This window comes from Thiomicrospira aerophila AL3, assembly GCF_000227665.2.
Taxonomy (GTDB): domain Bacteria; phylum Pseudomonadota; class Gammaproteobacteria; order Thiomicrospirales; family Thiomicrospiraceae; genus Thiomicrospira; species Thiomicrospira aerophila.
The window spans coordinates 1,077,925-1,102,863 of sequence record NZ_CP007030.1 but is presented as its reverse complement, the minus strand read 5'-3'; the positions used below and the strand labels follow the sequence as shown (position 1 = coordinate 1,102,863).

The following is a 24,939-nucleotide window of genomic DNA, read 5'->3' as shown; positions in this document are numbered from 1 at the left end:
GAATCAATTGACGAATTTTGTAGATTCTGTATCATTTAAGGTTTATTTTTAGTCTTGCTAACCCCTCGTATTAATGCATTAACCTTAAAAGGCCATTTCGTGACTAGCGAATTTCAAAGAATTAAGCGTCTTCCCCCTTACGTGTTTAACATTGTAGGTGAACTCAAAGCTGAAGCCCGTCGTCGCGGCGAAGATATTATTGATTTTGGGATGGGAAACCCAGATCAAGATACCCCTAAGCATATCGTGGATAAATTAGTTGAGGTGGTGCAGCGTGAAGGTACCCATCGTTATTCGGTATCACAAGGCATTCCACGCTTACGTAAAGCGATTTGTAATTGGTATAAGACTCGTTTTGATGTCGATATTGACGCGGATAAAGAGGCGGTTGTAACCATAGGGTCAAAAGAAGGCTTAGCGCATTTAGCCATGGCAACGGTTGACCAGGGGGATACCGTATTGGTACCTAATCCAGCTTACCCTATTCATCCTTACGGATTTGTGATTGCTGGCGCCGATATTCGTCATGTTGCTATGTCGCCCGATGTGGACTTTTTTGAAGAGCTAGAAAAAGCCATCAAAGACTCCTGGCCTAAGCCTAAGATGTTGGTCCTTAACTTCCCAGGTAATCCGACTACTCAAACCGTTGAATTGGATTTTTTTGAGCGCGTGATTGCTATTGCCAAGGCACACAATATTTGGGTTATTCACGACTTGGCTTATGCGGACATTGCATTTGATGGTTATGTTGCACCTTCCATTATGCAGGTTGAAGGGGCGAAAGATATTGCCGTAGAGTTTTTCACCTTGTCGAAGAGTTACAACATGCCCGGCTGGCGTGTCGGATTTATGGTGGGCAATCCAACCCTGTGTCACGCTTTAAAGCGGATGAAGTCTTATTTAGATTATGGCACCTTTACGCCGATCCAAGTGGCCGCGATTGCCGCGCTTGAAGGGCCGCAAGATTGTGTTAAAGAAATTTGCGAAATGTATCGTGTGCGTCGTGACGTGCTTTGTAATGGCTTGAATGCTATAGGCTGGCCGGTTGAGCCGCCCAAAGCCACGATGTTTGTCTGGGCACCTATCCCGGAAGCCTATCGTGACATGGGTTCGATTGAGTTTTCTAAAAAACTCCTAATTGAAGCGAAGGTTGCCGTAGCACCGGGTATTGGATTTGGTGATTATGGCGATGGTCATGTCCGTTTCGGTTTGATTGAAAATGAACTGCGGACACGTCAGGCGATTCGCGGTATTCGCGATATGTTTAAGAAAGATGGTTTAATTCAAGGAGTGTAATGTGCAACCGATTCGATTAGGAATTATTGGCTTCGGTACGGTTGCGAGTGGGTTAGTGTCGATTTTAGCGACGCAAGCACATGGCAGTCGCGCCAAGATCGCCCAAACTTTTACCATCCAGAAAATAGCGGTTCGTGATCTCTCACGTCCTCGTGTAGTGGCAACAGGTGATATCCCATTAACCGACGACCCGTTTGAGTTGGTTCAAGACCCCAATATTGATGTTGTAGTTGAATTAATGGGGGGTACAACCCTTGCACGTGATTTAGTCGAGCAAGCGATTCGAAATGGCAAGCATATTGTTACGGCTAACAAAGCGCTGTTGGCTTTGCATGGCAATGAATTGTTTGCATTAGCTGAACAGCAGGGTGTACAGGTTTATTTTGAAGCCGCAGTTGCCGGTGGTGTGCCAATAATCAAGGCGCTTCGTGAGGGACTGATTGCCAATGATATTGATTGGTTAGCCGGCATTATAAACGGAACCGGTAATTATATCCTGACCGAAATGAAAAAGCCGGGCGCAGTATTTGAACAGGTGCTTGCAAAGGCTCAGGAGTTGGGCTATGCCGAGGCTGACCCCACTTATGATGTTGAGGGCATTGATGCCGCGCATAAATTAACTATTTTGGCCTCACTTGCTTTTGGCATAGAGTTGGCCTTTTCGCGTGTTTATACGGAAGGGATTAGTCAAGTATCAGCTGATGATGTACGTTTTGCGCAAGCGTTTGGTTATGAAATTAAGCACCTTGGTATTGCAGCAAAAGAACCGAGTGGCTATTCGCTGCGTGTTCATCCCGCTTTGGTAACCAAAACGGTGTTATTGGCTGATGTAAATGGTGTGATGAATGCTGTGTTAGTTCACGGTGATCAAGTTGGCGCGACGATGCTTTATGGCCCGGGGGCCGGTGGTGCAGCGACCGCCTCAGCGGTGATGGCGGATTTATATGATTTGGGACGATTATGGCAAGCGGGTACAAGCCATTTCGTCCCACCCTTGGGGCGATATACGGCAGATCTGAAAGCCACGGCTACTATTTTGAATATTGATGAAATTCATACCGGCTTTTATGTGCGTTGTTTGGTTGAAGATCATCCAGGTATGCTAGCGGCTATTTCGCAAACCTTAGCCGACTTTGATATCAGTATTGAGCATTTACACCAAGAGCCGATTAGTCACGACGATCAAGCCAATCAAGCCTTATTAGCTTTTACCACCAATAAGGTGCGTGAAGCGACCTTCAATCTTGCGCTTGCCAAGCTTGAAGCACTAGATGGGATGTTGGGCAAGATTAATAAAATCCGTATGAGTGATTTTTAATTAATGACTCGACAATCACAAGCCTTAACCTTATGGATTCATCCCGCCTTAGGTGTTGAGGATGTTGCACAGGTATCAAAAGAGCTAGGCAAAAAAATATTGCCCGCTTGGCACCGTTTGCTAGCTAGAGGGGATTTAATACCCCAAAAGCCCAAGCATTTTTATGCCAAGGCAGCGTATTTAATGCATCAAGTCACTATGCCTGCGATTGCAGCTACTGAAGCCAGTTTTCAAGTCATCGGCTTTAATGAACAGGATTTTTGGTTAAAGGTATCGCCGGTACATTTGCGTCCGGATCGCGATACCTTAGTCCTGATTCCTGAAGCTGAATTAGCAATGACCGCCGATGAGGCCAAGTCACTAAAGTTTGCCTTTAACCGTCATTTTGAAGCGGAAGGTTTGCAATTAGAAGGTACTGACCAGGCCTGGTTTTTGCGTTTACCTCAGGTGATTGACTTCCAAAGTGATACCCTAGATAGTTTGAAGTATGCTTCGATGCAAGGGCGTTATCCAACCGGCGCCAGTGCGGGTTATTGGCGTCGTTTAATGAATGAGGCCCAAATGTTGTTTCACAGCCATCCTGTTAATGAGCGTCGCCGCGAGCAGGGGCAGTTAGACATTAACAGTGTGTGGTTTTGGGGCGAAGGGCAGTTGGATTTGGCTAAGATGACGTCGCGCAATGATGCGCAAATTTGGTCAAATCATCCCTACCTAATTGGTTTAGCTAAATTGACACAAGCCCATCAACTGGCTCCAGTAGATAGCTATATACAGTGGCAACAACAGGTCGATTTTAATGTCAGTCGTCATCATCTGATGCAGGTTTTGACGCCTTCACTCTCGAGTGTGCAGGACTATCTTATTTGGTTAGAAGAAAACTGGCTAAGTCCGATTGCAGCAGGCCTGGTAAATGATCAACTGCATTCCGTTTATATTGATTTTGATTACACCATGGGTTGGTTGGTTGAGCCGCGTTGTTTGAAACGTTTTTGGCGCCGTTCCATTCCGTTTAAGATGATTAAAGAGTAGGTTACGCATGAATTTTATTGAAACACGTGGCAATGACGGTCATTTCCCGCCCCAGTTTACCTTTTCACAGGCGATCTTAAGCCCGATGTCATCCTACGGTGGCTTATATTCACCTGAATCCTTGCCTAGCTTAGACCAGGCTTTTTTGCAGGCGCATCTCGATTCAGATTATAAGACCCTTGCCAAAGCGGTACTAATGAAGTTTGAAGTCGATATCCCTGAAGAGGTGATTGATCGCGCTTTAGCCCTATATGATCAGTTTGATGATCCTAAGCATCCCGTCCCGGTTGTGAAGGTTACCGATCGTATTTTTGTAAGCGAACTTTTTCATGGCCCCACGCGTGCGTTTAAAGATATGGCGCTACAACCTTTTGGTACCTTGTTGTCTGCGGTTGCACAAGCGCGTCAAGAACAGTTTTTGATTCTAGCAGCGACCAGTGGTGATACCGGGCCTGCTGCGTTAGACACTTTTCGCGATAAACCGAATGTTCAGGTGGTTTGTATGTATCCTGAGGGTGGTACCTCGGATGTACAGCGTCTGCAAATGGTCACTGAAGCGGGAAAAAACCTCAAAGTCATTGGGATTAAGGGTGATTTTGACGATGCGCAGTCAGCATTAAAAACACTGCTAACTTCGGATGAGTTTAAAGCGACTTTACAGCAAAAGGGGATCTCGGTATCGGCCGCTAATTCTGTCAATTTTGGGCGTATTATTTTTCAAACGCTTTACCATATTCATAGTTATCTTGAACTGGTTCGGATGGGTGAAATTAGCTTAGGTGAGCCGGTTTATTTAAATGTGCCCAGTGGTAATTTTGGTAATGCGTTAGGCGGGTATTATGCATACAAGATGGGCTTACCTGTTGCCAAAATCTTAATTGCATCTAATGATAACAATGTCTTAACTCAATTTATTAATCAGGGTGTGTATGATTTGCGCGGGGCTCAGGTTCAACCGACTAAATCACCGGCTATGGATATTCTAAAATCCTCGAATATCGAACGTATTTTGTTTGATATGTTGGGGGCAAAGCGCACTCGCGAGTTGATGTTAGCGCTTGATAAAGACAAGTTTTACCAATTAACACCGGCTGAATTGGCTAAAGTCCAAGCGATTTTTGCAGCGGACTACTGTACGGATGAAGAAGGTGCGCACTACATTAAACAGCACTTTGAGCAGGGTTATTTAATGGACCCCCATACGGCGACCAGTTTTAAAGTGGATGCTACCCAAGTGGATAACCCGGCGATTAAGTCGATTATTTACTCAACTGCAGAATGGACTAAGTTTTCACCGACCATTGTAGCCAGTGTGTTTGGAGAAGACGTGGCGAATGATGAAGCTGCTTTGCAAAAAATGGCCGCAACTGGTCAAGCATGCATTCCAAAACAAATTGCTGCCTTATTTACCAAGCCGGCCGTGCAAGATAAGGTCATTGATAAAAACGACATAGAAGCCGAAATTCTGCGCTTTTTTGAGGTTTAATGTCGTCCACTTGTTTATACAGCTAAGCCCTAACGGCTTGGCTGATTAACTGCGGCTAAGCTAGCCTCAGATTAAGCGTAAATAGTCTATCCGTAGTTGTAATTGACTGCGTCCCATAAACTCATTCCGTTGCAATTGATAGAGACAATGTACTTTGGCTTGCTCTGTTTCGTTCAATGCAACAAATTGCTCGATGAGGTCCTCAGCGGGATTAAAAAATATTGCATTAACCGCTATTTTGTCATGGCTATGAGCTAGCTTTAGGCTGAGATGTTGTGATTCTTTGCCAACACAGCGCCAAGCAATCAGATCAAAATGGCCATCAAAACGCGGACTTGGCCAGTCCCGCCCGTAAGGCTCTAGGGCATCAATTTCGTTAAGTGTAGCTAAATCCAATTGCTGGGGATGCAATTCTCCGTCACTCCATAGGGTCAATTTGGGCCGCCTATGATCGAGTTGCTTAGCAATTTGCTGGTTAATTTCCTGTTTAAATAGCGCTAATTCAGCGACTGGGATTTGACAACCTACCGCGGCTTTATGGCCGCCTTTACTATTAAATAGATGGGGGTGCTGCTCGGCAATGGCGTTAAATGCACTGATTAAATCCACCTCGTCGACAATAGCGCGACCACTACCAGCATACTCCTGGTCATTGAGCTGGGTGAGTGCGATACACGGCAAGCCATAGCGTTCGCCAATCCGCGCCGCAATGATTCCTTGAATACCCGGATTGCCTTGCAGAGCAATCACGATACAAAAGGGTGCTTTAACCAGTTGAGCCTGTGCTTGCGCAATGGCTTCGGTCATCATCGCGGTTTGTTGTTGTTGGCGCAGCGCATTATCGCGATCTAATTGTGCAAAGGCATCGAGGGCTTCAGCGATATTTTGGGCATTAACAAAGCGAAAGGCGTTTTGAACATCGTTAACCCGTGAAGCTGCATTAATCCGTGAGGCTATTTGAAAGGCAATAAACTCGGCATTAAGCTGACTGGGTTTTTGAGGATGTGCTTGTTGAACGGCTTGCCACATAGGATGCGTAAATTGATTGGCTTGCACCAGGCCTGCTTTCACTACCGCGCGATTGTTGGGGCTTTTTAAACTGACACTATCAGCGATGGTTCCAAGCGCCACTTGATGAAGTAGTGGGCGTAAATTGGGAGCATCGGCAGGAAGAACGCCTTGAGCAATCAGGGTTTGTCTGACCTGTGACATGACTAAAAAGAGCACAAAACAACCGCAAATCTGTTTGTCATACCCACAGCCTTCAAGTTGTGGGTTTACAATACTCGCAGCACTGTTTGGCGGACCCGCGACCGGAATTTGGTGATGATCAGTGACGCAGACAGCGATGCCGCGTTCAGCAAGATAGGCAATTTGTTGTTCATCGCTTGAGCCTTGGTCAGCGGAAATGACCAGGTCTATGGGGTGTTGCAAAGCAACAATACGCTCACATAACTCTTGGGTTAATCCATAGCCGTCAGCGCGCTCAGAAATAATACACGCAACACGATCGGGGCTGACACCAAGATATTCGGTTAGGCTTTGATAGCCGACCCAGGCTGAGGTTACCCCATCAGTGTCATAGTCAGTCGCGAGGACAATTAGACCATCTGATTGGATCGCGCGAGCAATCAGTTGTGCGGCTTGATCAATGTTTTTAAGCTCACGCGGATGTTGCAAATGTTTTAATTGTGGGTGAATCCAAAAATGGAGATCAGGCTGTTTCGCTTGAGTCAGATCTGATGCCTCTAAGCGTTGGGCTAGCAAGCGCGCGGTAAGGGGGCTTAATCCTGCTGAGATGGCTTGATCATAAATGACTTGATCACACGAGCGTTGTTGAATAGCAATAGTCGGCGCATAGGAAAAAGTCATAACAACAGTCACTTATCAAAAGGGAGTCATTCTAACAAACTTGCCCTTGGCTCGCGACTAAACCAGGCAAGTAATTGCGACCAGGTTGCCGATCGCATTGGCTCTGTTTTGCTAAACACAAACGCCGGTTCGTCGGAGTCCGGTGCCTCAAAGTGGGCGATTTGGCGTTGCATAACCGCAATGGTCGCATCAGAAGGGTCCTGTTGTTTAATGAGCCGTTCGACAATGCGTTCTTTAGCTAGCGTAGGATTAGGGATAAGCGAGAAGGTAGCACAGTCGGCTTGATGACGTGCCGCCAACGAATAAAACCGTTGGCGACTGGCTTTGGCTAAAAAAGTGGCATCAACAATGACATCGCGGCCGGCTTGTAACGCTGCGGCACAAGCCTCATATAAACGTTGATAGGTCGCTTGATTGGCGTCGCTACTGTAGAGTTGTCTTTGTGCTTGCCCAGTCACACGTTCGGTAGCCGCAATGCCAAACCAGCGTTTACGTTCGCGGTCAGAATTAATCCAAATCGCACCGGTTAGGTTAGCGAGTTCATTGGCTAAAAAACTTTTACCACTGCCTGAAATACCCTGCATGATTAATAACTTGGGTGCTTGTTGTGCAGGAAACGCATAGGACTCAGCGAGCGTAAGATAGTTGAAAGTTTGGGCTAGAACCTGTTCGGCTTCGGCTGAAGCAGAATCCATTTGTTCATAGCGTAAGCCACTGATTTTGGCGCGCACCATGGCACGATAGGTTTGATAAAAATTGATGATCCCTAGCCCGGCATAGTCGCCGCTTTCAATCAGATAGCGATTGAGGAGTTGTTGGCCAGTTAACTCACAGTGATTGGCATCCAGGTCGGTGAGTAAGAAGGCTAAATCTGACATTACATCGATTAAGCGAAACTGCTCATTAAATTCAATTCCATCAAACAACACCAGTTTGCCTTGATAGTAAGTGATGTTGTCAAGATGAAGGTCACCATGGCAGGCGCGCACAAAACCCAGCTGTTGTCGTTGTGACAATAAAGGCGCCAGTAACGTATGTTGAGCTTGGGTGTGCTGAGCTAAAAACTGTAATCGAGTGAGTGCCGACTGATCCAGCTTTTGTTGGACAATCAAACGTTCAAATAAACTTTGCAGGCTTGGAAAATTGGCCACCATTGGCTGCAGGACACATTCAGCCGAGCCCCAAAAAGCCGGTGGGTTAATGATCTCTGCTTGAAGGTGAAAGTCGGCAATCCGTTGGGCCAATTCGGTTACCCCTTCAATGTTTAGCGATTCGCGATGGATGAGCCGACTTAATAATTGATTAGGATCAAACTGCCGCATTTTAACGAGATAATCAACCACCTGCCAATTGGGCTGTTCAGCACACTGCGGGCTTAAACTAAATTCATCGGTTTCACTATGATGATAGACATTTATTACATCCAGGTATAAATCAGCGGCGGTGCGTCGATTAAGTTCGATTTCTAACTGACAAAAATGTTGACGCTGTGCGAGCTCACTGAAGTCTAAAAACTCAAAACGGACCGCTTTTTTGAGCTTATAGGCATAATCACCCGTTAAAAACACACAGGAAATATGCGTTTGCACCAGCTGAAGCTGCTGGACCGGATGCGGGTAATGGTCAGCGACTTGTAGCCAGTTAATGAGGGCCGCTTGTAAGCTAGCTGGATTCATATCACACAGACCTGTTTTATGCTGGTTGAGCTTTGCTCTGAGGTATTTTGGATTAAAAAGTCAGTCATAATTTTGGCCCAATTGTCTTGGATGGCTTGCAAAATGAGCTGGTCTGGCATTTTAGCATTGAGTGGGTCTGCGACGCCCAAAATCTGAGCGATTTTATAAAGGGCACCTTGATTAGGCCAAACGGCTTGGCTTTGCGCCGATTTACTTAATTTTAGCCCTTGCTGATTAATTAATAGGGGGTGATGTTTATAAACCAGTTCGGCGGCAGAAGGATGCCAGTGTTGACGCAATAATGTCTGGGGCCAACTGGCTGCCAATAAGTCTTGACCACGAACAACATGGGTCATACCCATTGCCCACTCATCCCAAGCACAGGCAAGATGGTAGCCAAAGATCTGATCGCGTCGCCAAATAATGGGATCCTCAACAGGCTGAGGTGAAGTTTGCTTGCCACACCACTGATCTTGCCAAGAGCTGCGCTGATCAGGAAGTTGCAGTCGCCAGGCCTGCTGAAGGTCAAAAGGATGGTGGCGATGACGACAAAAGTTATCATATTGAACTTGGCCTTGTTGACGCTCACGAATCATTTGACGGGTGCAATGACAGGTATAGCAGGCCTGTTTTGCTTGTAAATCGTATAAGGCCGCGAGGTAATCAGCGGTATGCTGTGATTGGTAATAAACCTCGCCATCCCAACCGAGTCCAAAGGCGTCGAGTTGGTGAAGCTGTTGCGTGATGGCATCAGGTTGAACCCGTGGGGTATCTAGATCATCAATACGCAGTCGCCATACACCTTGGTGGAACTTGGCATCGCAATAGGAAATAACCGCTGCAAAAAGGGAGCCAAGGTGCAGCGGTCCAGAAGGTGAGGGCGCAAAACGCCCGATATATAGAGGGTTAGGCAACGCCTTGTTTTTCACGAATTTCTTGTTGGCGCTTCATTTCAACGGTAAGTGTGGCGGTTGGACGGGCTTCCATGCGCGCTAAACCAATTTCCTCACCGCTAATTTTGCAATAGCCATAGTCACCGGTTTCGATGTCTTTCAATGACTGATCAATTTTAGCGATCAGTTTACGTTCACGATCACGGGTGCGCAGTTCTAATGCAAATTCTTCTTCCTGCGTAGCGCGATCATTTGGATCAGCAGGTGTTGATGAATCTGTGCGTAAATGACTTACGGTGGATTCCGCTTCAGCCATCAATTGTTTTTTCCAAGCTAAGAGCTTTTGTTTGAAATGTTCCTTCATGCGCGGACTCATATAGTCTTCGCCTGCTTCAGTTACATATGCTGGATAATCTTCAATGAAGGTATTGTTAAGTTCCATAGTAAAACGCTCCTAAATACACAAGGAAAAGCGACGGTAAAGAGCGGATTAAGTCGGTAATAAGCCTTAATCCCTAAAAATTAAACGGGATTTATATCAGGTTTACAATGTTTGCACAAGTTATAAAAAGATGAAATATTAATTAACTCCCGGGCATTTGTTGGTAAATTTGGGCTTTTATGCGTTAATTTTGCTATGATTAGCGCATTTAATTTTAAGAGGTGTTTTATGGCATCAACTGCAAATTTATCGGCGCTGTTATTTGATGTTGACGGCACATTGGCCGACACAGAAAAAGAAGGGCATCGCGTCGCTTTTAATCAAGCCTTTAGTGATGCGGGTTTGGATTGGAATTGGGACGAAGCCTTATATGGCAAACTTTTAAAAGTAACGGGCGGTAAAGAACGGATCAAGTTTTATTTAGCTGAGTTTAATAAGCAGTTTCGTGCCCCGGCAGATTTGGATAAATTTGTTAAAGGCTTGCACCTGGCCAAAACCGACCGTTACATGCAATTGATGGCTGAGGGTAAAATTCCCTTACGTCCAGGAGTTGAGCGTTTACTAGATGAAGCCTTAAGTGAGGGGCTTAGACTAGCTATAGTGACCACTACCACGCCAGAAAATGTCACCGCTTTGTTAAAAAGCACGCTTGGGCGCGATGCCATTAAATGGTTTGACGTGATTGCTGCCGGTGATATCGTACCAGCTAAAAAACCTGCGCCCGACATTTATATTTGGGCGATGGCGCAAATGAAGATAAATCCGAGTGAAGCAATGGCGTTTGAAGATTCACGCAATGGCCTGAAATCGGCACTCGATAGTCGGCTTAAAACGCTTATTACGATTAACGATTATACCGCGCACGAAGATTTTACCGGTGCCGCCTGGGTGCTAGATCAACTCGGTGAGCCTTTAAAGCCCTTTAAGGTCTTGGGGGGTAAAGTTTCATCGAATGTGAATGCAACTTATGTTGATGTCAGCCTACTGCGCTATTTACATCAAGCATAAATTTAACGATTTTTAACAAGGCAACAGGGAGTTTGCATGTTACTGGCAATAAGAGAAAAAGTTCAGGGTTGGATTGCCTGGGCAATTGTAGGTGTGTTGATTGTACCTTTTGCGTTATGGGGTATAGACCAATATGCTACAGGTGATCGGATTGTAGTGGTCGCTGAAGTGAATGACGAGCGTATCAGTGCCACAGAATTTATGCAGGTCTACAATACACAACGTGTTCGTCTTCGCCAGCAGTTTGGTGATATGTATGATCAAGTGGTTGATGACGAAGTGCTGCGTGAACAAGTACTGGATAGCTTGATTACCAGTTCGTTGATTCGTCAATGGGCGGTAAATAATCGTGTGGTCATTTCTGATGCCCAGCTAGCTGCAGTTATTCAGGGTGCCGATGTGTTTTATGAAGACGGTGTTTTTTCACAGCGCTTATATCAAGACCTGTTAGCGCGTAATGGCTTTACGCCCGCGACCTTTGAGCGTGACCAGCGTAACTTCCTGCTCGAAACTCAATTTCAAAATTTATTGGCCAGTTCGACGCCCGTGTTTCCTTTTGAAAAGCAAGCTCTTTTAGACCTTCAAACGCAAACACGTCATGTGGATTATGTCCGTGTTGATCATCGTGTGTTTAATAAAGAAGCTGAAATTACCGACGAGCAAATTGCGCAGTACTATGCGGCTAATGAAGATGACTATTTACAGCTAGAGCGCGTGTCGCTAGCTTATGTCACCTTATCCTTAGCTGAGATTGCCAAGGATATTGAAGTTACTGATCGTCAAGTGGCGGATTTCTTTGAATTAAATCAGCGTTTGTTTGCCGTGCCTGAGCAGCGTCGTGCAAGTCACATCCTATTAACTGACCGAGGCGATGAAACCCTGGCTAAATTGGCTGAGTTACAACAACGTCTCGCAGAAGGTGAAGATTTTGCAGAACTAGCGCAAACCTACTCTGAAGATCCAGGCTCGGCACGTCAAGGTGGTGATTTAGATTTTTTTGAAGCCGGTATGATGGTCGAGGCGTTTGATCAGGCCGTATTTGATTTAGCTGTTGGCGACGTCAGTGAACCAGTACAGACTGAATTTGGGTTCCATATCATTAAACTCACTGATATCAAACCGATGCAACTTCCAAGTTTAGACGAAATTCGTGATGAGGTCGTGCAGCAGGTACGACTAGAGCAAGCGGAGAGGGTGTATTTTGAGTTACTAGAGCAGATGACTCAAATCGCTTTTGAGCAACCTGACAGCCTAGATCCAATTGTCGAGCAATTGAATTTGCCTGTTGCGACCACACGGATGGTCACGCGTGATGGCGGACGTGAACAAGTCACCTCACGTCGTACTGTAATGGAAGCGGCTTTTTCTGATGATGTTCTACAACAGCGTTTGAACTCAGTACCTATTGAAGTGGGTCCAAATCAGACGGTGGTGGTGCGTATTGCCGAACATCAACCGGCGCGTTTGCAAGCTTTAGAGGAAGTACGTGCTGATATTGAGCGTCAATTAGTGCGCGAATATAGTATCAGTCGCTCTGCTGAACGTGCAGCAAGTTTGTTGGCGCAAATACAGGATGGTGTCGCGGTTGAGACTTTAATTGGCGAAGGCATCGAATGGCATCCAGTAGGTTGGATTGAGCGGGAAAACCAACAGATTCTGCCACAAATTACCGCAGCGGCTTTTTCAGCGGCCAAACCTACATCAGCGCAACCTACTTGGAATAGCGTCCAATTGGTGACGGGTGATACGGTATTGGTTAGGGTGAATGAATTGGGGCGCAGTGAACAAGCTGATAACGCTGCCTTGCGTAATCAGTTAGCACTGATTTTGCAAGAAACCTATCAAACCGCTGAAGTAGAAGCGCTAATGGCGAGTTTGCGTTTAACAGCTAAGATTGATAAAAAATCTAATTACCTTACCCTAAGGTAATTAGTCGTTTTAGCTTCATAGTTTTAAGCCGTGCTTGTCACGGCTTTTTTATTGAGCTTTCTCCTGCAACGCTTTACCATTAAAACGAATACCTGACCAGCCTTGTTGCATAAATTGGCGAATGTTTTGATGGTCAGTTGCATCAGGATGACCAAGCACGTCTTGGGTATAAAAATCACCAAACGCATTTAAGGTAGCCTGCGTATCTAAACCATGCAGTTTGGCAAAAGCAAAAATCTTACAAGAGCCATTGTTTTGTCCTGCTTCGTTAGTTTGTTGACCATTACTAAATGCGGTAGGGGTGAAATGATAATGTGCTTCAATGGTGGCGATCACCTCGCTAAAGGTGACAGGGCCAAGATTAAGTTGTTGGATTAACGCTGAAGGTGTACGTATTGCAGACATACTCGTCTCCTAATGTATTAAAAAGATTCCTATTAAAACGATTCGGTGATTAAACGGGTGACGCCAAAAGCCGCCGAGTTGGTGGAGGCATCTGGGTCAGGCAAGGGCGCTAGTCTATCACCAAACAGCTGACGACGTCGTGCTTGCCAGGCCTGGTTACGCACGCCGCCGCCAATACTAAAGATGCGTTCAATCTTAGCCCCCATGCGAGTAAGTTGATCATAAGCGGCTTGTTCAAGTGCAACCAAGCCTTCGGTCATGCTAATAAATGCTTGCTCATCGGTTAAATCATCAAAGTGGCTGGCGGGGTGTTGAGGATCCGCTAAAGGAAAACGTTCCCCGGTTTGCGTTAAGGGGTAGCGTGCGAGTTCGGGTTGAGCTCTCCCCACTAATTGTTGACTCAACTGGCTTAAACGCTCGGTATTAAAACGCGTTTGGTAAATTGCGCCTCCGGCATTAGAGGCACCGCCGACTAACCAGGCCTGGCCAAGCCGATGACTATAAAGCCCATGTTTAGCCGATGCGAGTGGTTTGGAACTCAGTAGTTTAAATGCCAGGGTCGATCCCATCGTAATGACCAAATCACCGGGTCTTGCCGCTGGTGTCGCTAAAAAGCTGGCAATACTGTCGGTGGTACCGGCATAGACTTGGCAGCTTACAGGCAATCCCCAGCGTTGCCGAGCCTGTTGTCCCACTGTGCCAATCGGTGAGCCAGTCAGGCGTATCCGGGGCAGCGGCCATTTAGCAAGGGCCTGCACGCTATCCGGCCAGCTTAACTTCACAGGATCAACGCCCATTTTCAGCTGCGTATTTACGTCCGAGTATGCAAATTGCAGCGGTGGATCCAGGAATTGCGCATAGAGCCAATCGAGTTGATGCCAGATGTGTTTAGTGGCGGTGTGTTTAAATAACCACAGGGCTTTAGCTAAGCTGGCTTGCGCGCCTTGCGCTGGCGAATCCGCAGCCAGTAAGTTGCGATAGGACTTGGCCTCAGCTTGCGCGCGGTTATCGTTATACATAATAGCCGGTTCAATGACTTGCTTATCCTTGTCAAGTCCGATAACCGTGCTTGAGGTGGCATCGGCAATCACTGCTTTGACTTGTGGAAGAAAGTCTTTGAGTTGCGCAAATAAACCGTCAAGCATCAGCAACCAGTCTTGGGTAGACTGCTCGCTAGGCAAAAAGTTATGTTGTTTAGCATAGGTATCGATGCGAGCTTGATGGGCAGCGAAGACACTTTGGCCCTCGCACACCAGTTGCGCTCTAAAGCCAGACGTACCTAAATCTAAGCCTAAAATATATGCGGAGGTGCCGGTCACTGTTTTAAAAACCTGTGCAAAAAATAAAAGCCTATTATAATCCCATTCATATTAATCTTATGACGCCTATTTCATTGAATCGTCCATGCGCTTATCACAGATAAAAATTGTCGGGTTTAAATCCTTTGTAGAGCCTACCAAATTGCAGTTGGCCCATGCGCTGACGGCGATTGTAGGTCCAAATGGTTGTGGTAAATCCAATAGTTTAGATGCGGTTAGATGGGTGATGGGCGAAAGTTCTGCGCGTGAGTTGCGTGGCGGTGAGATGAACGATGTGCTTTTTAGTGGCAGTGATCAACGCGCGCCGGTGAGTCAATGCAGTGTTGAATTGCTATTTGATAATACTGCGCTAGCTGAATCGTCAGACCAACAAGATGTGCTCGCAGGCCAGTTTGGTCGGCTAACTGAGATTTCAGTAAAACGGGTTCATCATCGTGAAGACGGTACGCGCTATTATCTGAATAATCAGCCGTGTCGGCGGCGCGATGTGTTGGATTTATTTAATGGCACCGGTCTTGGGCCACGTAGTTATGCCTTAATTGGCCAAGGTTCTATCAGTCGTATTATTGAAGCTAAACCGGAAGATTTACGCCATTATATTGAGGAGGTAGCCGGTATTGCAGGCTATCGACAACGGCGTAAAGAAACCTTAACGCGGTTAAACAAAGCGCAAGATAATCTGAATCAACTGAGCTTGCTGCAAGAAGAATTGCAGCATCAGCATCAACATTTAGTGCGCCAAGCTGAGCAAGCGCAAGCGTTTCAAGATATTCAATCTCAGGTAAAAACGCTTACCTGGCAAGTCTATCAAACTAAGTGGTATCAAACCCTGACTAAATTGGCAGATTTGGGTGATGAATTACGTGCGCAACAGGCATTGTTTAGCGAAACTAAACAAGCCTGGGATGCGGCACAAATTGCATGGATTAACGCCAAACAACAACGCCAAGCAAATCAGCAGGCCTGGCAGGCGCACACCCAAGCCTATCATCAGCTTGATAAAGAAGTGAGTCGGCTGCAACAACAGCATGAGTTTGCTCAGCAACAAGGCCAACAGCAACAACAAATGCTTAAGCATTTAACCGAACAGCAACAGCAAGCGGAATCGGCCTTAATTGATCTGACACAAACAGAAGCCTCGCTACGTGCAAAACTTGATGAATTGAATTTAGAGCAGGACAGTCAATTGGAGTTATTGGATGAACTGACCGAACGAATTACCAGCATTGAATCACAACAAAGTCAGTATGTATTGGCTAAGACGCAGGCTGAAACCCGATATCAGCGCCTTAATCAACAGTGCCAACAGGCCGAATCAACGAAACAAGGTCTTTGGCGCCAAATCGAGCAAGCCAAACAGCAGCAGGCCTGGTTAACGGATACCCTTAATGCAGAGGCCGCTACCCAGACGGATTCAGCGCTGCAGACCTTAGCAACGGGTGAGCAGGACACGCTTAATAATCTGGCGCTTCTGCGTCAGCGGATTCTGGACGCTGAGCAGGAGCAAACGCAATTAGCGCAGGCGGTGCAGCAGGCGCTGGAAGATCAAAAACAATGTCAGCAAGCCCTGCAAGATGCGCAGCAGGCTTGGCAAACTCAGCTGGCACACTATAATGCATTGCAAGCATTACAACAAAGTTGGCGCAATAAGGCGCAATCGCAATTAGACAATCAGCCCGAGCAGCAGGCGTTTGTTACGCCTTATCAATGGCTCATTGAGAGCCTGCAAGTCGAGTCAGCCTGGCAAGAGGCCGTGACGGCTTGGCTAGGTCCGCGCATTCATGGCTTAGTATTTGATCGTTCACCTGTTGAGCTGATAGATGCAGCAGAACCGCCTCGAACCACTATTGCTTTTATGCTCTGGCCGCCCGCAACAGAAACCTATGAACCGATGGCAGGCAGTTTAGCCGAGGTTATTCATGCTCCATTGGCCTTGCGCGCCTTGGCCAATAACCTGTTACGGCGTGATCTTCATCTCTCCTTGCAACAGCAGTTAGCTCAGCTTGCTGCTGATCAAGCGATTATTGATCAAGCGGGGCGGATTTATTTTCCTCACGCTTGGCAAGCACCTTATCAGGATCAACGTGAGACTGAAGGCGCGATTTATTTAGCCCGTGCTGATGAAATAGCGCGACTTGAGCAACAACTCCCCCAACTTGAGCAAGCCAAAGATACAGCGCAGCAGGCACTCAGTCAACAAGAGGCCAAGCTACAGCTTCAGCAGCAGGCCTGGCAAACCCTACAAGTACAACTGCCAGTATGGAACGAACAATTACAAACGCTTGAGCAACAGCATGCCAAAGAACAGGCACGCCAAGCCACGAATCTGCTGCAACAACAACGCTATCAAGCGCAGCTAGTACAAGCTCAACACCAGCTTGAGGCACTCGAGCAGGAGTTTGACCAGCTCGATACCGAATTAGAGCTGCGTTACGACGAGTTGGATCAAGCGCAGGCTGATTTAGAGGCACCGCAAACCGCATGGACACAGTTGGAGCAAGCCAAGTTACCGCTGGTGCAGCAACAGCAACGCATTGAAAATCAATATAGTCAACACCAAGCGCAACGTGTGGTCGAGCAACAGCAGCTGGATCAAGTGCTGTTGCAAAAGCAACATTACCAACAACAACGCTTACAAGCCGAACAGGGCTTACAACAATGGCAACCCAACTCAGACGCTCTGCCTGACGTAGCTTCAGACGCATTAGTAGAGCAAGAAGCCAAGTTAGCGGCTATGGTAGAACATCTTGCGGAGCTTGAACAGGCTGTGAATCAAGCCGAACAGACGTTAGAGCAAGCGGAATTACAAGCGCAGCAATGCCAGCAGGCGCATCAAGCGGCACAATATCAACTTGAGAGTCTGCAACAGCAGTTGGCCCATCAGCAACAACAACTGCAACAACTGACCGAACAAATTCAGCAAGAGGGTTTGGCGCTCCCAAGCGCACATCAACCACCTGATCTGCAAGGTTGTTCCTTAAGTGGCTTGGAAGCGCAATTACGTGATGCTAAAAAACGGTTACAGGCGTTGGGTAATGTCAATATGACCGCCATTGACGAGCGCGATCAGTTGGCGGAACGTTTAGAAGAATTAGTGACTAATTACCAGGATATTGCCGAGTCTATTAACGAACTTGAGCAAGTTATGGCGGCACTTGACCAACAAAGTCGTACTCAGTTAGTAAGTTGCTTTGATCAGGTTAATCAAGGTTTTGCCGAATTGTTTCCGCAGTTATTTAAAGGTGGCAAAGCGACACTTAGTTGGCTTAATCATCATGACGACCCGTTAGAGGATGGGGTTGCGGTGATGGCGCAACCACCAGGAAAACGCAACAGTCGAATTCAACTTTTGTCTGGTGGTGAGAAAACCTTAACAGCACTGGCGTTAATCTTTGCCATTTTTCAATTGCGTCCAGCGCCTTTCTGTATACTGGATGAAGTCGATGCCCCATTAGATGATTCGAATGTTATTCGCTTCTGTGGGCTAGTCAGAAGCCTATCAGAAAAGGTACAATTCATTATTATTACCCATAACAAGACTACCATGGCAATGGCACAGCAATTGCTTGGTGTCAGTATGAATGAACCCGGTGTGTCAAGACTCGTAAGTGTCGATTTAGCAAAGGCCGTTGAGATGATAGGAGATGAAGGCGCATGAATGAAATGCAGTGGATATTATTGGCTTTTGCACTAGTCGTGGTGGTGGCAATTTATTTTGTCAGTCAAAAACGATCTTCCCGTCATATTAAAACTGAGCAGGAACCTAAGCAAAAAAAGACTTTCAATATTAAAAATCAGTTTGCTAAGGTGGGTATAAGCAAAGCCACTGAAAATCAGCCTAGTCAAGCCAGCACAAGAGCGACGTTTGAAGATAAAATTCCAAGTTTCAAAGCAGATGAAGATTTATCCACTCATTCTTCTCTAGCGGGTCAATCGGGTCGTGACGATGCTGATGCATTTGATTATTTGCAAGCTAAACTCGAATTAGAAGCTGAAATGGAACGTGAGCAAGATAGAGCCGCTTCTGCTTTTGGCCATCAGTCTGCTAAGTTGGCAAACAATCAAGATGGACCTAAACACAAAGTGATCGAAATCGATGATATGTTCCCGGCTGATGATACCTATTACCCTAAAGAAGTGCGTGACGGTCGTCATAACTATGCTGAGGCGCCCAGTCAACTTGAAGTGCCGCTTGATAATAGCGAGCCCGAAACTTTTGCCATACTTGTTTTGTCTATTGCCGACGAGTTCTCAATTAAGGCGATTGATCAAGTGCTTAAAACCAATGGCTTAACCTTTAACGCTGAAGCGGGTATCTTTGTTAAAAAAGTCAATAATAAGACCGTGTTGCGAGTGGCCAATATTTTTGAACCAGGGGTGTTTCCTGCCGAATGGGAAGAGGGTGCGAGCACCGCTGGTATTGCGATCATTTTACAGTTACCTACGCATATCAAAGCGCCTCGTGCCATGGATGAACTGATCCTGACTGCGCGGCGCGTATCACAAAGTTTACGAGGTCGAATGTATGACATGGAGCGTCGCATGATTCGGGAAACTGATTTGCAAGCCATGCGTGAACGTGCGCTCGACTATGAAACGACACGGATGTAATGGTCATTAAGCCACAATGAAGGATGACGTTTCGGTTTTAACCCAACAGGACTACCTCCTACTTTGTGCTGAGATTATGCTGCACAATCAAGCCTACTATCGGGACGATCGCCCGATTATCAGTGATGCGCAATACGATCAGCTTTATCAACGCCTTCTCGCTGTTGAAGCTGTGCACCCAGACTGGGTGACGGAACATTCGCCATCGCAACAAGTTGGTTTTGCTTCCCATCAGGCTTTTGCACCTATAACCCATCGCATGCCTATGCTGTCGTTAAATAACAGTTTTGATGACCAAGATCTGAGTGCCTTTTATCAACGCGCTTATGATCGTCTGGTCCAGATTCAGCATCCATTAGTTGCTAAATCCACAACTGAATTGGCGTTTTTTGCCGAACCCAAGCTCGATGGTTTGGCACTAAGTTTGCGCTATGAATCAGGGAGATTAGTCACCGCAGCGACCCGTGGCGATGGTGAAACAGGTGAGGATGTCACTCATAATGTGCGCACTATTCAAGATATTCCCAAGCGATTGCGAGGTGATCACTGGCCAGCGGTATTAGAAGTCCGCGGTGAAGTGTTTATGACCAAAGCATCGTTAGCGTCGCTCAATGAGCAACAACTCGCCAGAGGTGATAAACCCTTTGCGAATCCACGCAATGCAGCAGCAGGTAGTTTAAGACAATTAGATGCGAAGGTTACCGCACAACGCACTTTGAACTTTTTTTGCTATGGCTGGGGTGAAGTCAGTGAGGACATTCCTTGGCCGAAAGACTACCCTGGTGTGATGGCGTTATTAGCACAATGGGGTTTACCGATTAACCCGCTTGGCCAGGCAGTAGCAGGCCTGGATAAGATGCTGGCCTATTATCAGCAGTTATCTCAGAAGCGGCCAGATTTGGCCTATGAGATTGATGGCATTGTCTATAAATTAGCGGATTTATCGGCGCAAACGGCACTCGGGTTTACCGCAAAATTTCCGCGCTGGGCCATTGCACGCAAGTTTCCGGCGCAAGAGGTGTGGACTGACTTATTAGGCATCGACATTCAGGTTGGACGTACCGGGGCACTGACCCCGGTGGCACGACTTACGCCAGTGGCTGTAGGTGGCGTAGTGGTGTCCAATGCCACCTTGCATAATCTTGATGAAATTCGGCGCAAAGATATTCGCATAGGGGACAAGGTTATCGTCAGACGTGCCGGTGATGTGATTCCCGAGATCGTCGCCTCACTTGCTGATCAACGAGTGGGCGAGCTAGCCGAATTTAGCATGCCATCTCAGTGTCCTGTATGCGACTCCGCGGTATTTAAGGATCCTGACAAAGCGGTTTATCGCTGTAGCGGAGGCTTGTATTGTCCTGCGCAACAGCAGCGCGCACTAGAGCATTTTGTGTCGCGTAAAGCGATGGATATCCAAGGCTTAGGCAGTAAAGTCATCACCCAATTAGTCGCGGCCGGTTTGGTGTCCCATCCTGATGATTTTTATCAGCTGACATTGGAGAGTTTATTAAAACTTGAGCGGATGGCAGAAAAATCAGCCCAGAATCTGCTGGATGCAATAGCCGCATCCAAGCAAATCACCTTTGCGCGCTTCATTTTTGCGCTAGGTATTGCGGAGGTAGGTGAGGTGACGGCCAAAAACCTGGCGCGTACCTTTAGCTCAATTGATGATTTAATTGCGGCCGATACCAGCCAACTACTGGCGATTACCGATATTGGTCCTGTAGTGGCTGAGCAAATTCAGCGATTTTTTGCCCAGGCACATAATCGTGAAGTGATTAGCGGACTGATCGCAGCCGGCATTCATTGGCCCACTAGCAGCTCAAACCAAAGCCTAAGCAAACAGGCCAATGACTCAACCCAGCAAGCGACAGATGATCATCCGTTTGTTAATAAGACCCTGGTGATTACCGGCAGTTTTGATGAATTTTCTCGAATTGAGCTGGCAGAGCGCTTTGAAAGTTTGGGCGCTAAAGTGACCAGTAGCGTCTCCAAAAATACGGATTTTCTCATTGCCGGTGATAAAGCCGGTTCAAAACTAACCAAAGCTGAGGCGTTGGGCATTCCCATCATCAAGGCTGATGAATTAACGCGCGTTTTAGGAGCAGTAGATGGTTCGACCACGTAATGTGGGCAAGGTAAATCGTAAAAAACCGATCCCAGAATGGGAGCAGGAAGAGTTTACCAGTCGCACAGATATAAAATTAGCCGCGCAGGAAGTGACCGATATTGGGGTGTCGCTTGCTGAGTTTAGTGACAGCCAGCTAAAAAAAATGCAGTTGCCACAAGAATTATTGGACGCTGTGTTGTTATTAAAAACTATGACGGCGGGTCCGGCGATCAAACGTCAGCGTTTGTTTATTGGTAAATGGTTGCGCCAACATGAAGACGAGTTAGCGGAGATTAGAGCTCGGTTAATTGAAGCCGAAGAGCGCGCTAAAAAGCAAAATTTACACTTTCAAAAGTTGGAGCGTTGGCGGGATCGGTTATTAAGTGACGGTGACGAAGCACTCAATGCCTTACTTGAAGATTTTCCGCAGGCCGATCGAACCCTATTGCGCCAACATGTGCGCAATGCGTTAAAAGAAGCCGAGCAAAACAAGCCGCCTAAATCCGCACGGGCTATTTTCCAATATTTACGAGGACTGGAGTGGTAATGAATAATCCATTGGTAAAGATGATGCTACGGCGTTTTATTATGCAACTAATTAATAAACTCATGCGCAAAACAATGGGCAAGGCGCCGCGTCGTCCAGGTCGTTTTTGATTACTAACAGATCTGTCAAGATTGCCGGCGACGCTTAAGTAGCCGGTAAAACCGTTCCAATTCAAATAGCAGCAGGCCTGCTAATATCAACATCGCCCCGATAATAACCGGCCAGGTCAGTTGTTCATCATTGACTGCCACCCCAAGTGCCACCGCAAATACCGGTGTAATCATCGGTATCATGCCTAAGCGTAGCGCATCTAAATGTTTCAGCACGTAATAATAGAGCGCAAATCCGATTACCGAGCCAATCAGGATTAAATAACCTAGTGCCCAACTGGTGCGCACTGAGAGTTCTGGCCAATCAAGTAGCACTCTTGGCTGCAGGATTAAAAACACGATACTGGTGATCCATAATGCACCGGTTACCACATGTAGCGGTGGCAGGTTGTGGGCAGTTTTTTTAACCAGAACGGTGCTCAATGAGTGAAAAAACACCCCAATCAAGGCCACGATTAGACCTTGCAGTAATAAATCTTGGGTCGAAGCTGATTCAAGGTTGGGTACAAACAATACCATTAAGCCAATTAAGCTTACCCCAATCCCAAGCCATTTGGCCAGCGTTAAGCGTTCTGTTTGTAAAATAAAATAGATCAGCAGGCCGGTGACAATTGGGTTAATGCCCCAAATCAAGGCAATCCAACCTGATGGCATGGTTTGAGCCGCCCAATAGACAGGAGTCATCCCACCTAATAAGCCGATGGCCGCAGCACCATAGACTTTGAGCGCAGACCAGCTAAGATCAAAGCGTTGTTGTTTAAATAGGATAATCAGCGGTAGGATAATAAGTGCACTCAAAATGAGTCGCGCGGCCACGCCGAAAAACCAGTCTGCTTCACCACTCCATTGAATGGCTAAAGGGGTCGTCGTCCAGATAAGAATCACCACCAGATAGGCAAGACTGATTGGTAACATCACTTTAGTAGGCCTGGTAAGAGCTTAAGCAGAGCGTTTTGGGACAAAAACACCGCGTGCGCGATCTTTTTGTACTTGACGAGCTAAGAAAACCTGGCCGTTCATAACCAAATACACGCCTGCTGGCAGCAGTTGTGCCGCCATCAATGCCGCACCCAAGTTAAAGCTGGCATCGGATTGGCCCAGTTGAAAGGGACGCATCGCCCCTGTTAAGACTAGGGTTTTATGGGGTAAGTTCGCTAGGCGGTCAGCGATATAGATAGCGGTTTCAGGCATGGTATCGGTGCCATGGGTGATCACAATCTGTTCACTATGATCCGCCAAGCAGGCCTGGTAAATCGATTCGCGATCAGTGTCATCCATCATTAAACTGTCTTTTAACATCACGGCGTTAACCGACAGGGGTAGGGTGTGGTTGGCCTGAGCTAACAAGGTCGGAAGATGGCTTTGGCTAAACACTAATTCGCCTCTTAAAGGGTCATAGTCTTTATCAAGTGTCCCCCCACAAGCCAAGATACTGATTGCGTCCATGTTGTTGCTCACTGTTAAGAAGTTAGGTGGGGCGTAGTATGCCGCGCACTATGCCTAGAATTTCAATATCTTGGTTTTTTAGAAAAATTGGTTTCATCTCGGCATTGGCGGGTTGTAAACGCACGCCCTCCGCTTCAATAAACAGTTTCTTCATGGTGATTTCTTCTTGGTTAATGCGTACTACCACTGATTCACCATTTTCTGCTGAATTACAGCGTTCGATAATGACAATATCCCCATCGCAAATGTCTTCATCAACCATGGAGTCACCTTTAACACGCAGCGCAAAGGTCTCTTTTTTAACCAGGCTTTTTGGCACGCTGACTGAATCGTAATCCAATTCCATTTGACGCGGTTCGCCGGCGTAGGTCCAACCTACTAGGGGAATATCGACCCATTCTTCATCCATTAGTTCAAATGCGGTCTGGTTATCAAAGGCCAGTTTTTGTTGACGTCTAGGGATTAAATAGGCCAGGTTACTCATTTTGGAAATACCTGTTTAAAGGGCTTAACCACCACAGAGTCATAGACGCCTGCGGCGACATAGGGGTCTTCTTCTGCCCAAGCTGTTGCCTGCTCAAATGATGCAAATTCTGCAACGATTAAACTGCCACTGAAGCCTTCTTGGCCATCAAGCAGCGGATGTGGGCCGGCTAAAACTAAGCGTCCTTCGGCATCAAGTGCGTCTAATCGAGCTAAATGCGCAGGCCGAGCGGCGAGGCGCTTAGCTAAGCTATCAGCAACGTCTTGTGCCATGATCGTAAATAACATAGTGGCTCCTGAGTTAATATTACTGATTAATCTTTTTTGATATCGGCGGTTTGGGTGGTATCCGCTGAGTTGGCTTCAACGGGCGTGTTCTCTGTTTCGTCCTGCTGGGTGTAACGGCTAATGTATAGCCCTTGAATTAAGATAAACGCAAAGGTCAATCCCATCAAGCCAAACAGTTTAAAGTTAACCCAAGCATCAAGAGAAAAATTGTAATACACCCACAAGTTAATCACGCCACTAAAAACAAAAAACGCAATCCACATATAGCTCAAGCGCATCCAAACCTGGTCGGGCATTTGAATTAGGCCTTCCATCATGCGGCGCACAATCGGTTTGTTGCCAAACATATAATGACTGGCTAAAAACACGGCTGCAAAACCCCAGTTAACAATGGTGGGTTTCCAGGCGATAAAGGCTTCATCTTGCAATAAAATAGTGGCGCCCCCCAAAATAACAATGAGTGCCAGGGTTATCAGATGGATTTTCTCTACTTTACGGTAACGTGCATACAAATAACCTACTTGCATAATGGTCGCCACGATCGCCACAGCGGTTGCGATATAGATGTCATACATCTTGTAGGCAATAAAAAATAGGATAACGGGAAATAGGTCGAATAATATCTTCATTAGAACGCGAATCTCATGATTAATTAAGGTTGTCACTTATTC

21 protein-coding genes are annotated in these 24,939 nt (G+C 46.6%); 10 read left to right on the top strand and 11 right to left on the bottom strand.

Translation table 11 applies throughout. From position 1 onward, the window contains the following. Positions 1 to 99: 99 nt before the first annotated feature. Genes alaC through thrC form a run of 4 tightly spaced genes read left to right on the top strand, consistent with a single transcriptional unit; the run spans position 100 to position 5,129 of the window. Positions 100 to 1,296, top strand: coding sequence for an alanine transaminase (gene alaC, locus THIAE_RS05290; protein ID WP_025299331.1), 1,197 nt, complete (start codon positions 100 to 102; stop codon positions 1,294 to 1,296). A gap of 1 nt (position 1,297) precedes the next feature. Further along, positions 1,298 to 2,614 (top strand): homoserine dehydrogenase, encoded by a 1,317-nt coding sequence (locus tag THIAE_RS05285; RefSeq protein ID WP_006460369.1) that lies wholly within the window; start codon positions 1,298 to 1,300, stop codon positions 2,612 to 2,614. Positions 2,615 to 2,617: 3 nt separating this feature from the next. Further along, positions 2,618 to 3,643 (top strand): hypothetical protein, encoded by a 1,026-nt coding sequence (locus tag THIAE_RS05280; RefSeq protein WP_006460368.1) that lies wholly within the window; start codon positions 2,618 to 2,620, stop codon positions 3,641 to 3,643. A 7-nt stretch (positions 3,644 to 3,650) separates the two neighbouring features. Then, entirely contained in the window at positions 3,651 to 5,129 is a 1,479-nt protein-coding gene (gene thrC, locus THIAE_RS05275) for a threonine synthase (protein ID WP_006460367.1), read from the top strand. Between the two features lie 66 nt (positions 5,130 to 5,195). On the opposite strand, the gene THIAE_RS05270 is transcribed toward thrC, so the two are convergent. From THIAE_RS05270 to dksA, 4 genes are read right to left on the bottom strand one after another with little or no spacing between them, the layout of a single operon-like run. Then, positions 5,196 to 7,001, bottom strand: a complete 1,806-nt coding sequence (locus THIAE_RS05270) for a single-stranded-DNA-specific exonuclease RecJ (RefSeq protein ID WP_006460366.1) — start codon at positions 6,999 to 7,001, stop codon at positions 5,196 to 5,198. 26 nt (positions 7,002 to 7,027) lie between these two features. Continuing rightward, the gene (locus tag THIAE_RS05265; protein WP_006460365.1) at positions 7,028 to 8,677 is read right to left on the bottom strand and encodes a bifunctional aminoglycoside phosphotransferase/ATP-binding protein; all 1,650 of its coding nucleotides are present in this window, start codon (positions 8,675 to 8,677) and stop codon (positions 7,028 to 7,030) included. Then, positions 8,674 to 9,606, bottom strand: coding sequence for a tRNA glutamyl-Q(34) synthetase GluQRS (gene gluQRS / locus THIAE_RS05260; protein WP_006460364.1), 933 nt, complete (start codon positions 9,604 to 9,606; stop codon positions 8,674 to 8,676). The genes THIAE_RS05265 and gluQRS overlap by 4 nt, the downstream gene beginning before the upstream one ends. Beyond that, positions 9,584 to 10,012: an RNA polymerase-binding protein DksA gene (dksA, locus tag THIAE_RS05255; protein ID WP_006460363.1), complete on the bottom strand. Its 429-nt coding sequence runs from the start codon at positions 10,010 to 10,012 to the stop codon at positions 9,584 to 9,586. The genes gluQRS and dksA overlap by 23 nt, the downstream gene beginning before the upstream one ends. Before the next feature lie 228 nt (positions 10,013 to 10,240). Between dksA and THIAE_RS05250 the strand changes: the two genes are divergently transcribed. Both THIAE_RS05250 and THIAE_RS05245 read left to right on the top strand, forming a co-directional pair. Then, positions 10,241 to 11,020 (top strand): HAD family hydrolase, encoded by a 780-nt coding sequence (locus tag THIAE_RS05250; protein ID WP_006460362.1) that lies wholly within the window; start codon positions 10,241 to 10,243, stop codon positions 11,018 to 11,020. 36 nt (positions 11,021 to 11,056) lie between these two features. Further along, entirely contained in the window at positions 11,057 to 12,949 is a 1,893-nt protein-coding gene (locus THIAE_RS05245; protein ID WP_006460361.1) for a SurA N-terminal domain-containing protein, read from the top strand. Between the two features lie 48 nt (positions 12,950 to 12,997). On the opposite strand, the gene THIAE_RS05240 is transcribed toward THIAE_RS05245, so the two are convergent. Further along, a complete protein-coding gene (locus tag THIAE_RS05240; protein ID WP_006460360.1) occupies positions 12,998 to 13,354 on the bottom strand; it encodes a HopJ type III effector protein in 357 nt (118 codons plus the stop codon). Between the two features lie 32 nt (positions 13,355 to 13,386). Beyond that, entirely contained in the window at positions 13,387 to 14,673 is a 1,287-nt protein-coding gene (locus THIAE_RS05235) for an FGGY-family carbohydrate kinase (RefSeq protein ID WP_006460359.1), read from the bottom strand. Positions 14,674 to 14,758: 85 nt separating this feature from the next. Here THIAE_RS05235 and smc point away from each other — a divergent pair, with 85 nt between their 5' ends. Genes smc through yjgA form a run of 4 tightly spaced genes read left to right on the top strand, consistent with a single transcriptional unit; the run spans position 14,759 to position 21,941 of the window. Then, positions 14,759 to 18,331, top strand: a complete 3,573-nt coding sequence (gene smc, locus THIAE_RS05230; protein ID WP_006460358.1) for a chromosome segregation protein SMC — start codon at positions 14,759 to 14,761, stop codon at positions 18,329 to 18,331. Further along, a complete protein-coding gene (locus tag THIAE_RS05225) occupies positions 18,328 to 19,284 on the top strand; it encodes a cell division protein ZipA C-terminal FtsZ-binding domain-containing protein (RefSeq protein ID WP_006460357.1) in 957 nt (318 codons plus the stop codon). The genes smc and THIAE_RS05225 overlap by 4 nt, the downstream gene beginning before the upstream one ends. Positions 19,285 to 19,300: 16 nt before the next feature. Then, on the top strand, positions 19,301 to 21,412 hold the full coding sequence (gene ligA / locus THIAE_RS05220; protein ID WP_006460356.1) for an NAD-dependent DNA ligase LigA: 2,112 nt from the start codon (positions 19,301 to 19,303) through the stop codon (positions 21,410 to 21,412). After that, positions 21,396 to 21,941 (top strand): ribosome biogenesis factor YjgA, encoded by a 546-nt coding sequence (yjgA, locus tag THIAE_RS05215; RefSeq protein ID WP_006460355.1) that lies wholly within the window; start codon positions 21,396 to 21,398, stop codon positions 21,939 to 21,941. The genes ligA and yjgA overlap by 17 nt, the downstream gene beginning before the upstream one ends. Before the next feature lie 125 nt (positions 21,942 to 22,066). Here yjgA and THIAE_RS05210 read toward each other — a convergent pair whose 3' ends face one another. The 5 genes from THIAE_RS05210 to THIAE_RS05190 are packed head-to-tail and all read right to left on the bottom strand — an operon-like array spanning position 22,067 to position 24,897. After that, positions 22,067 to 22,966: a DMT family transporter gene (locus THIAE_RS05210; RefSeq protein ID WP_006460353.1), complete on the bottom strand. Its 900-nt coding sequence runs from the start codon at positions 22,964 to 22,966 to the stop codon at positions 22,067 to 22,069. A 24-nt stretch (positions 22,967 to 22,990) separates the two neighbouring features. Beyond that, positions 22,991 to 23,497 carry an asparaginase domain-containing protein gene (locus THIAE_RS05205; protein ID WP_006460352.1) on the bottom strand — a complete coding sequence of 169 codons (507 nt, stop codon included), beginning with the start codon at positions 23,495 to 23,497 and terminating at the stop codon, positions 22,991 to 22,993. Positions 23,498 to 23,519: 22 nt separating this feature from the next. Further along, complete coding sequence (gene lexA / locus THIAE_RS05200; protein WP_006460351.1) at positions 23,520 to 23,981, bottom strand: transcriptional repressor LexA; 462 nt, start codon at positions 23,979 to 23,981, stop codon at positions 23,520 to 23,522. Beyond that, positions 23,978 to 24,268: a YciI family protein gene (locus tag THIAE_RS05195; RefSeq protein WP_006460350.1), complete on the bottom strand. Its 291-nt coding sequence runs from the start codon at positions 24,266 to 24,268 to the stop codon at positions 23,978 to 23,980. The genes lexA and THIAE_RS05195 overlap by 4 nt, the downstream gene beginning before the upstream one ends. A gap of 26 nt (positions 24,269 to 24,294) precedes the next feature. After that, entirely contained in the window at positions 24,295 to 24,897 is a 603-nt protein-coding gene (locus THIAE_RS05190) for a septation protein A (protein ID WP_006460349.1), read from the bottom strand. Positions 24,898 to 24,939: the final 42 nt, after the last annotated feature.

Coding starts and splice junctions, on each gene's coding strand:
- yjgA (WP_006460355.1), top strand. CDS start 21,396: ATGGTTCGACCACGTAATGTGGGCAAGGTAAATCGTAAAAAACCGATC.
- THIAE_RS05265 (WP_006460365.1), bottom strand. CDS start 8,677: ATGAATCCAGCTAGCTTACAAGCGGCCCTCATTAACTGGCTACAAGTC.
- THIAE_RS05270 (WP_006460366.1), bottom strand. CDS start 7,001: ATGACTTTTTCCTATGCGCCGACTATTGCTATTCAACAACGCTCGTGT.
- THIAE_RS05190 (WP_006460349.1), bottom strand. CDS start 24,897: ATGAAGATATTATTCGACCTATTTCCCGTTATCCTATTTTTTATTGCC.
- lexA (WP_006460351.1), bottom strand. CDS start 23,981: ATGAGTAACCTGGCCTATTTAATCCCTAGACGTCAACAAAAACTGGCC.
- THIAE_RS05280 (WP_006460368.1), top strand. CDS start 2,618: ATGACTCGACAATCACAAGCCTTAACCTTATGGATTCATCCCGCCTTA.
- THIAE_RS05240 (WP_006460360.1), bottom strand. CDS start 13,354: ATGTCTGCAATACGTACACCTTCAGCGTTAATCCAACAACTTAATCTT.
- smc (WP_006460358.1), top strand. CDS start 14,759: ATGCGCTTATCACAGATAAAAATTGTCGGGTTTAAATCCTTTGTAGAG.
- THIAE_RS05250 (WP_006460362.1), top strand. CDS start 10,241: ATGGCATCAACTGCAAATTTATCGGCGCTGTTATTTGATGTTGACGGC.
- THIAE_RS05225 (WP_006460357.1), top strand. CDS start 18,328: ATGAATGAAATGCAGTGGATATTATTGGCTTTTGCACTAGTCGTGGTG.
- THIAE_RS05210 (WP_006460353.1), bottom strand. CDS start 22,966: ATGTTACCAATCAGTCTTGCCTATCTGGTGGTGATTCTTATCTGGACG.
- THIAE_RS05205 (WP_006460352.1), bottom strand. CDS start 23,497: ATGGACGCAATCAGTATCTTGGCTTGTGGGGGGACACTTGATAAAGAC.
- ligA (WP_006460356.1), top strand. CDS start 19,301: ATGAAGGATGACGTTTCGGTTTTAACCCAACAGGACTACCTCCTACTT.
- THIAE_RS05245 (WP_006460361.1), top strand. CDS start 11,057: ATGTTACTGGCAATAAGAGAAAAAGTTCAGGGTTGGATTGCCTGGGCA.
- thrC (WP_006460367.1), top strand. CDS start 3,651: ATGAATTTTATTGAAACACGTGGCAATGACGGTCATTTCCCGCCCCAG.
- THIAE_RS05195 (WP_006460350.1), bottom strand. CDS start 24,268: ATGTTATTTACGATCATGGCACAAGACGTTGCTGATAGCTTAGCTAAG.
- dksA (WP_006460363.1), bottom strand. CDS start 10,012: ATGGAACTTAACAATACCTTCATTGAAGATTATCCAGCATATGTAACT.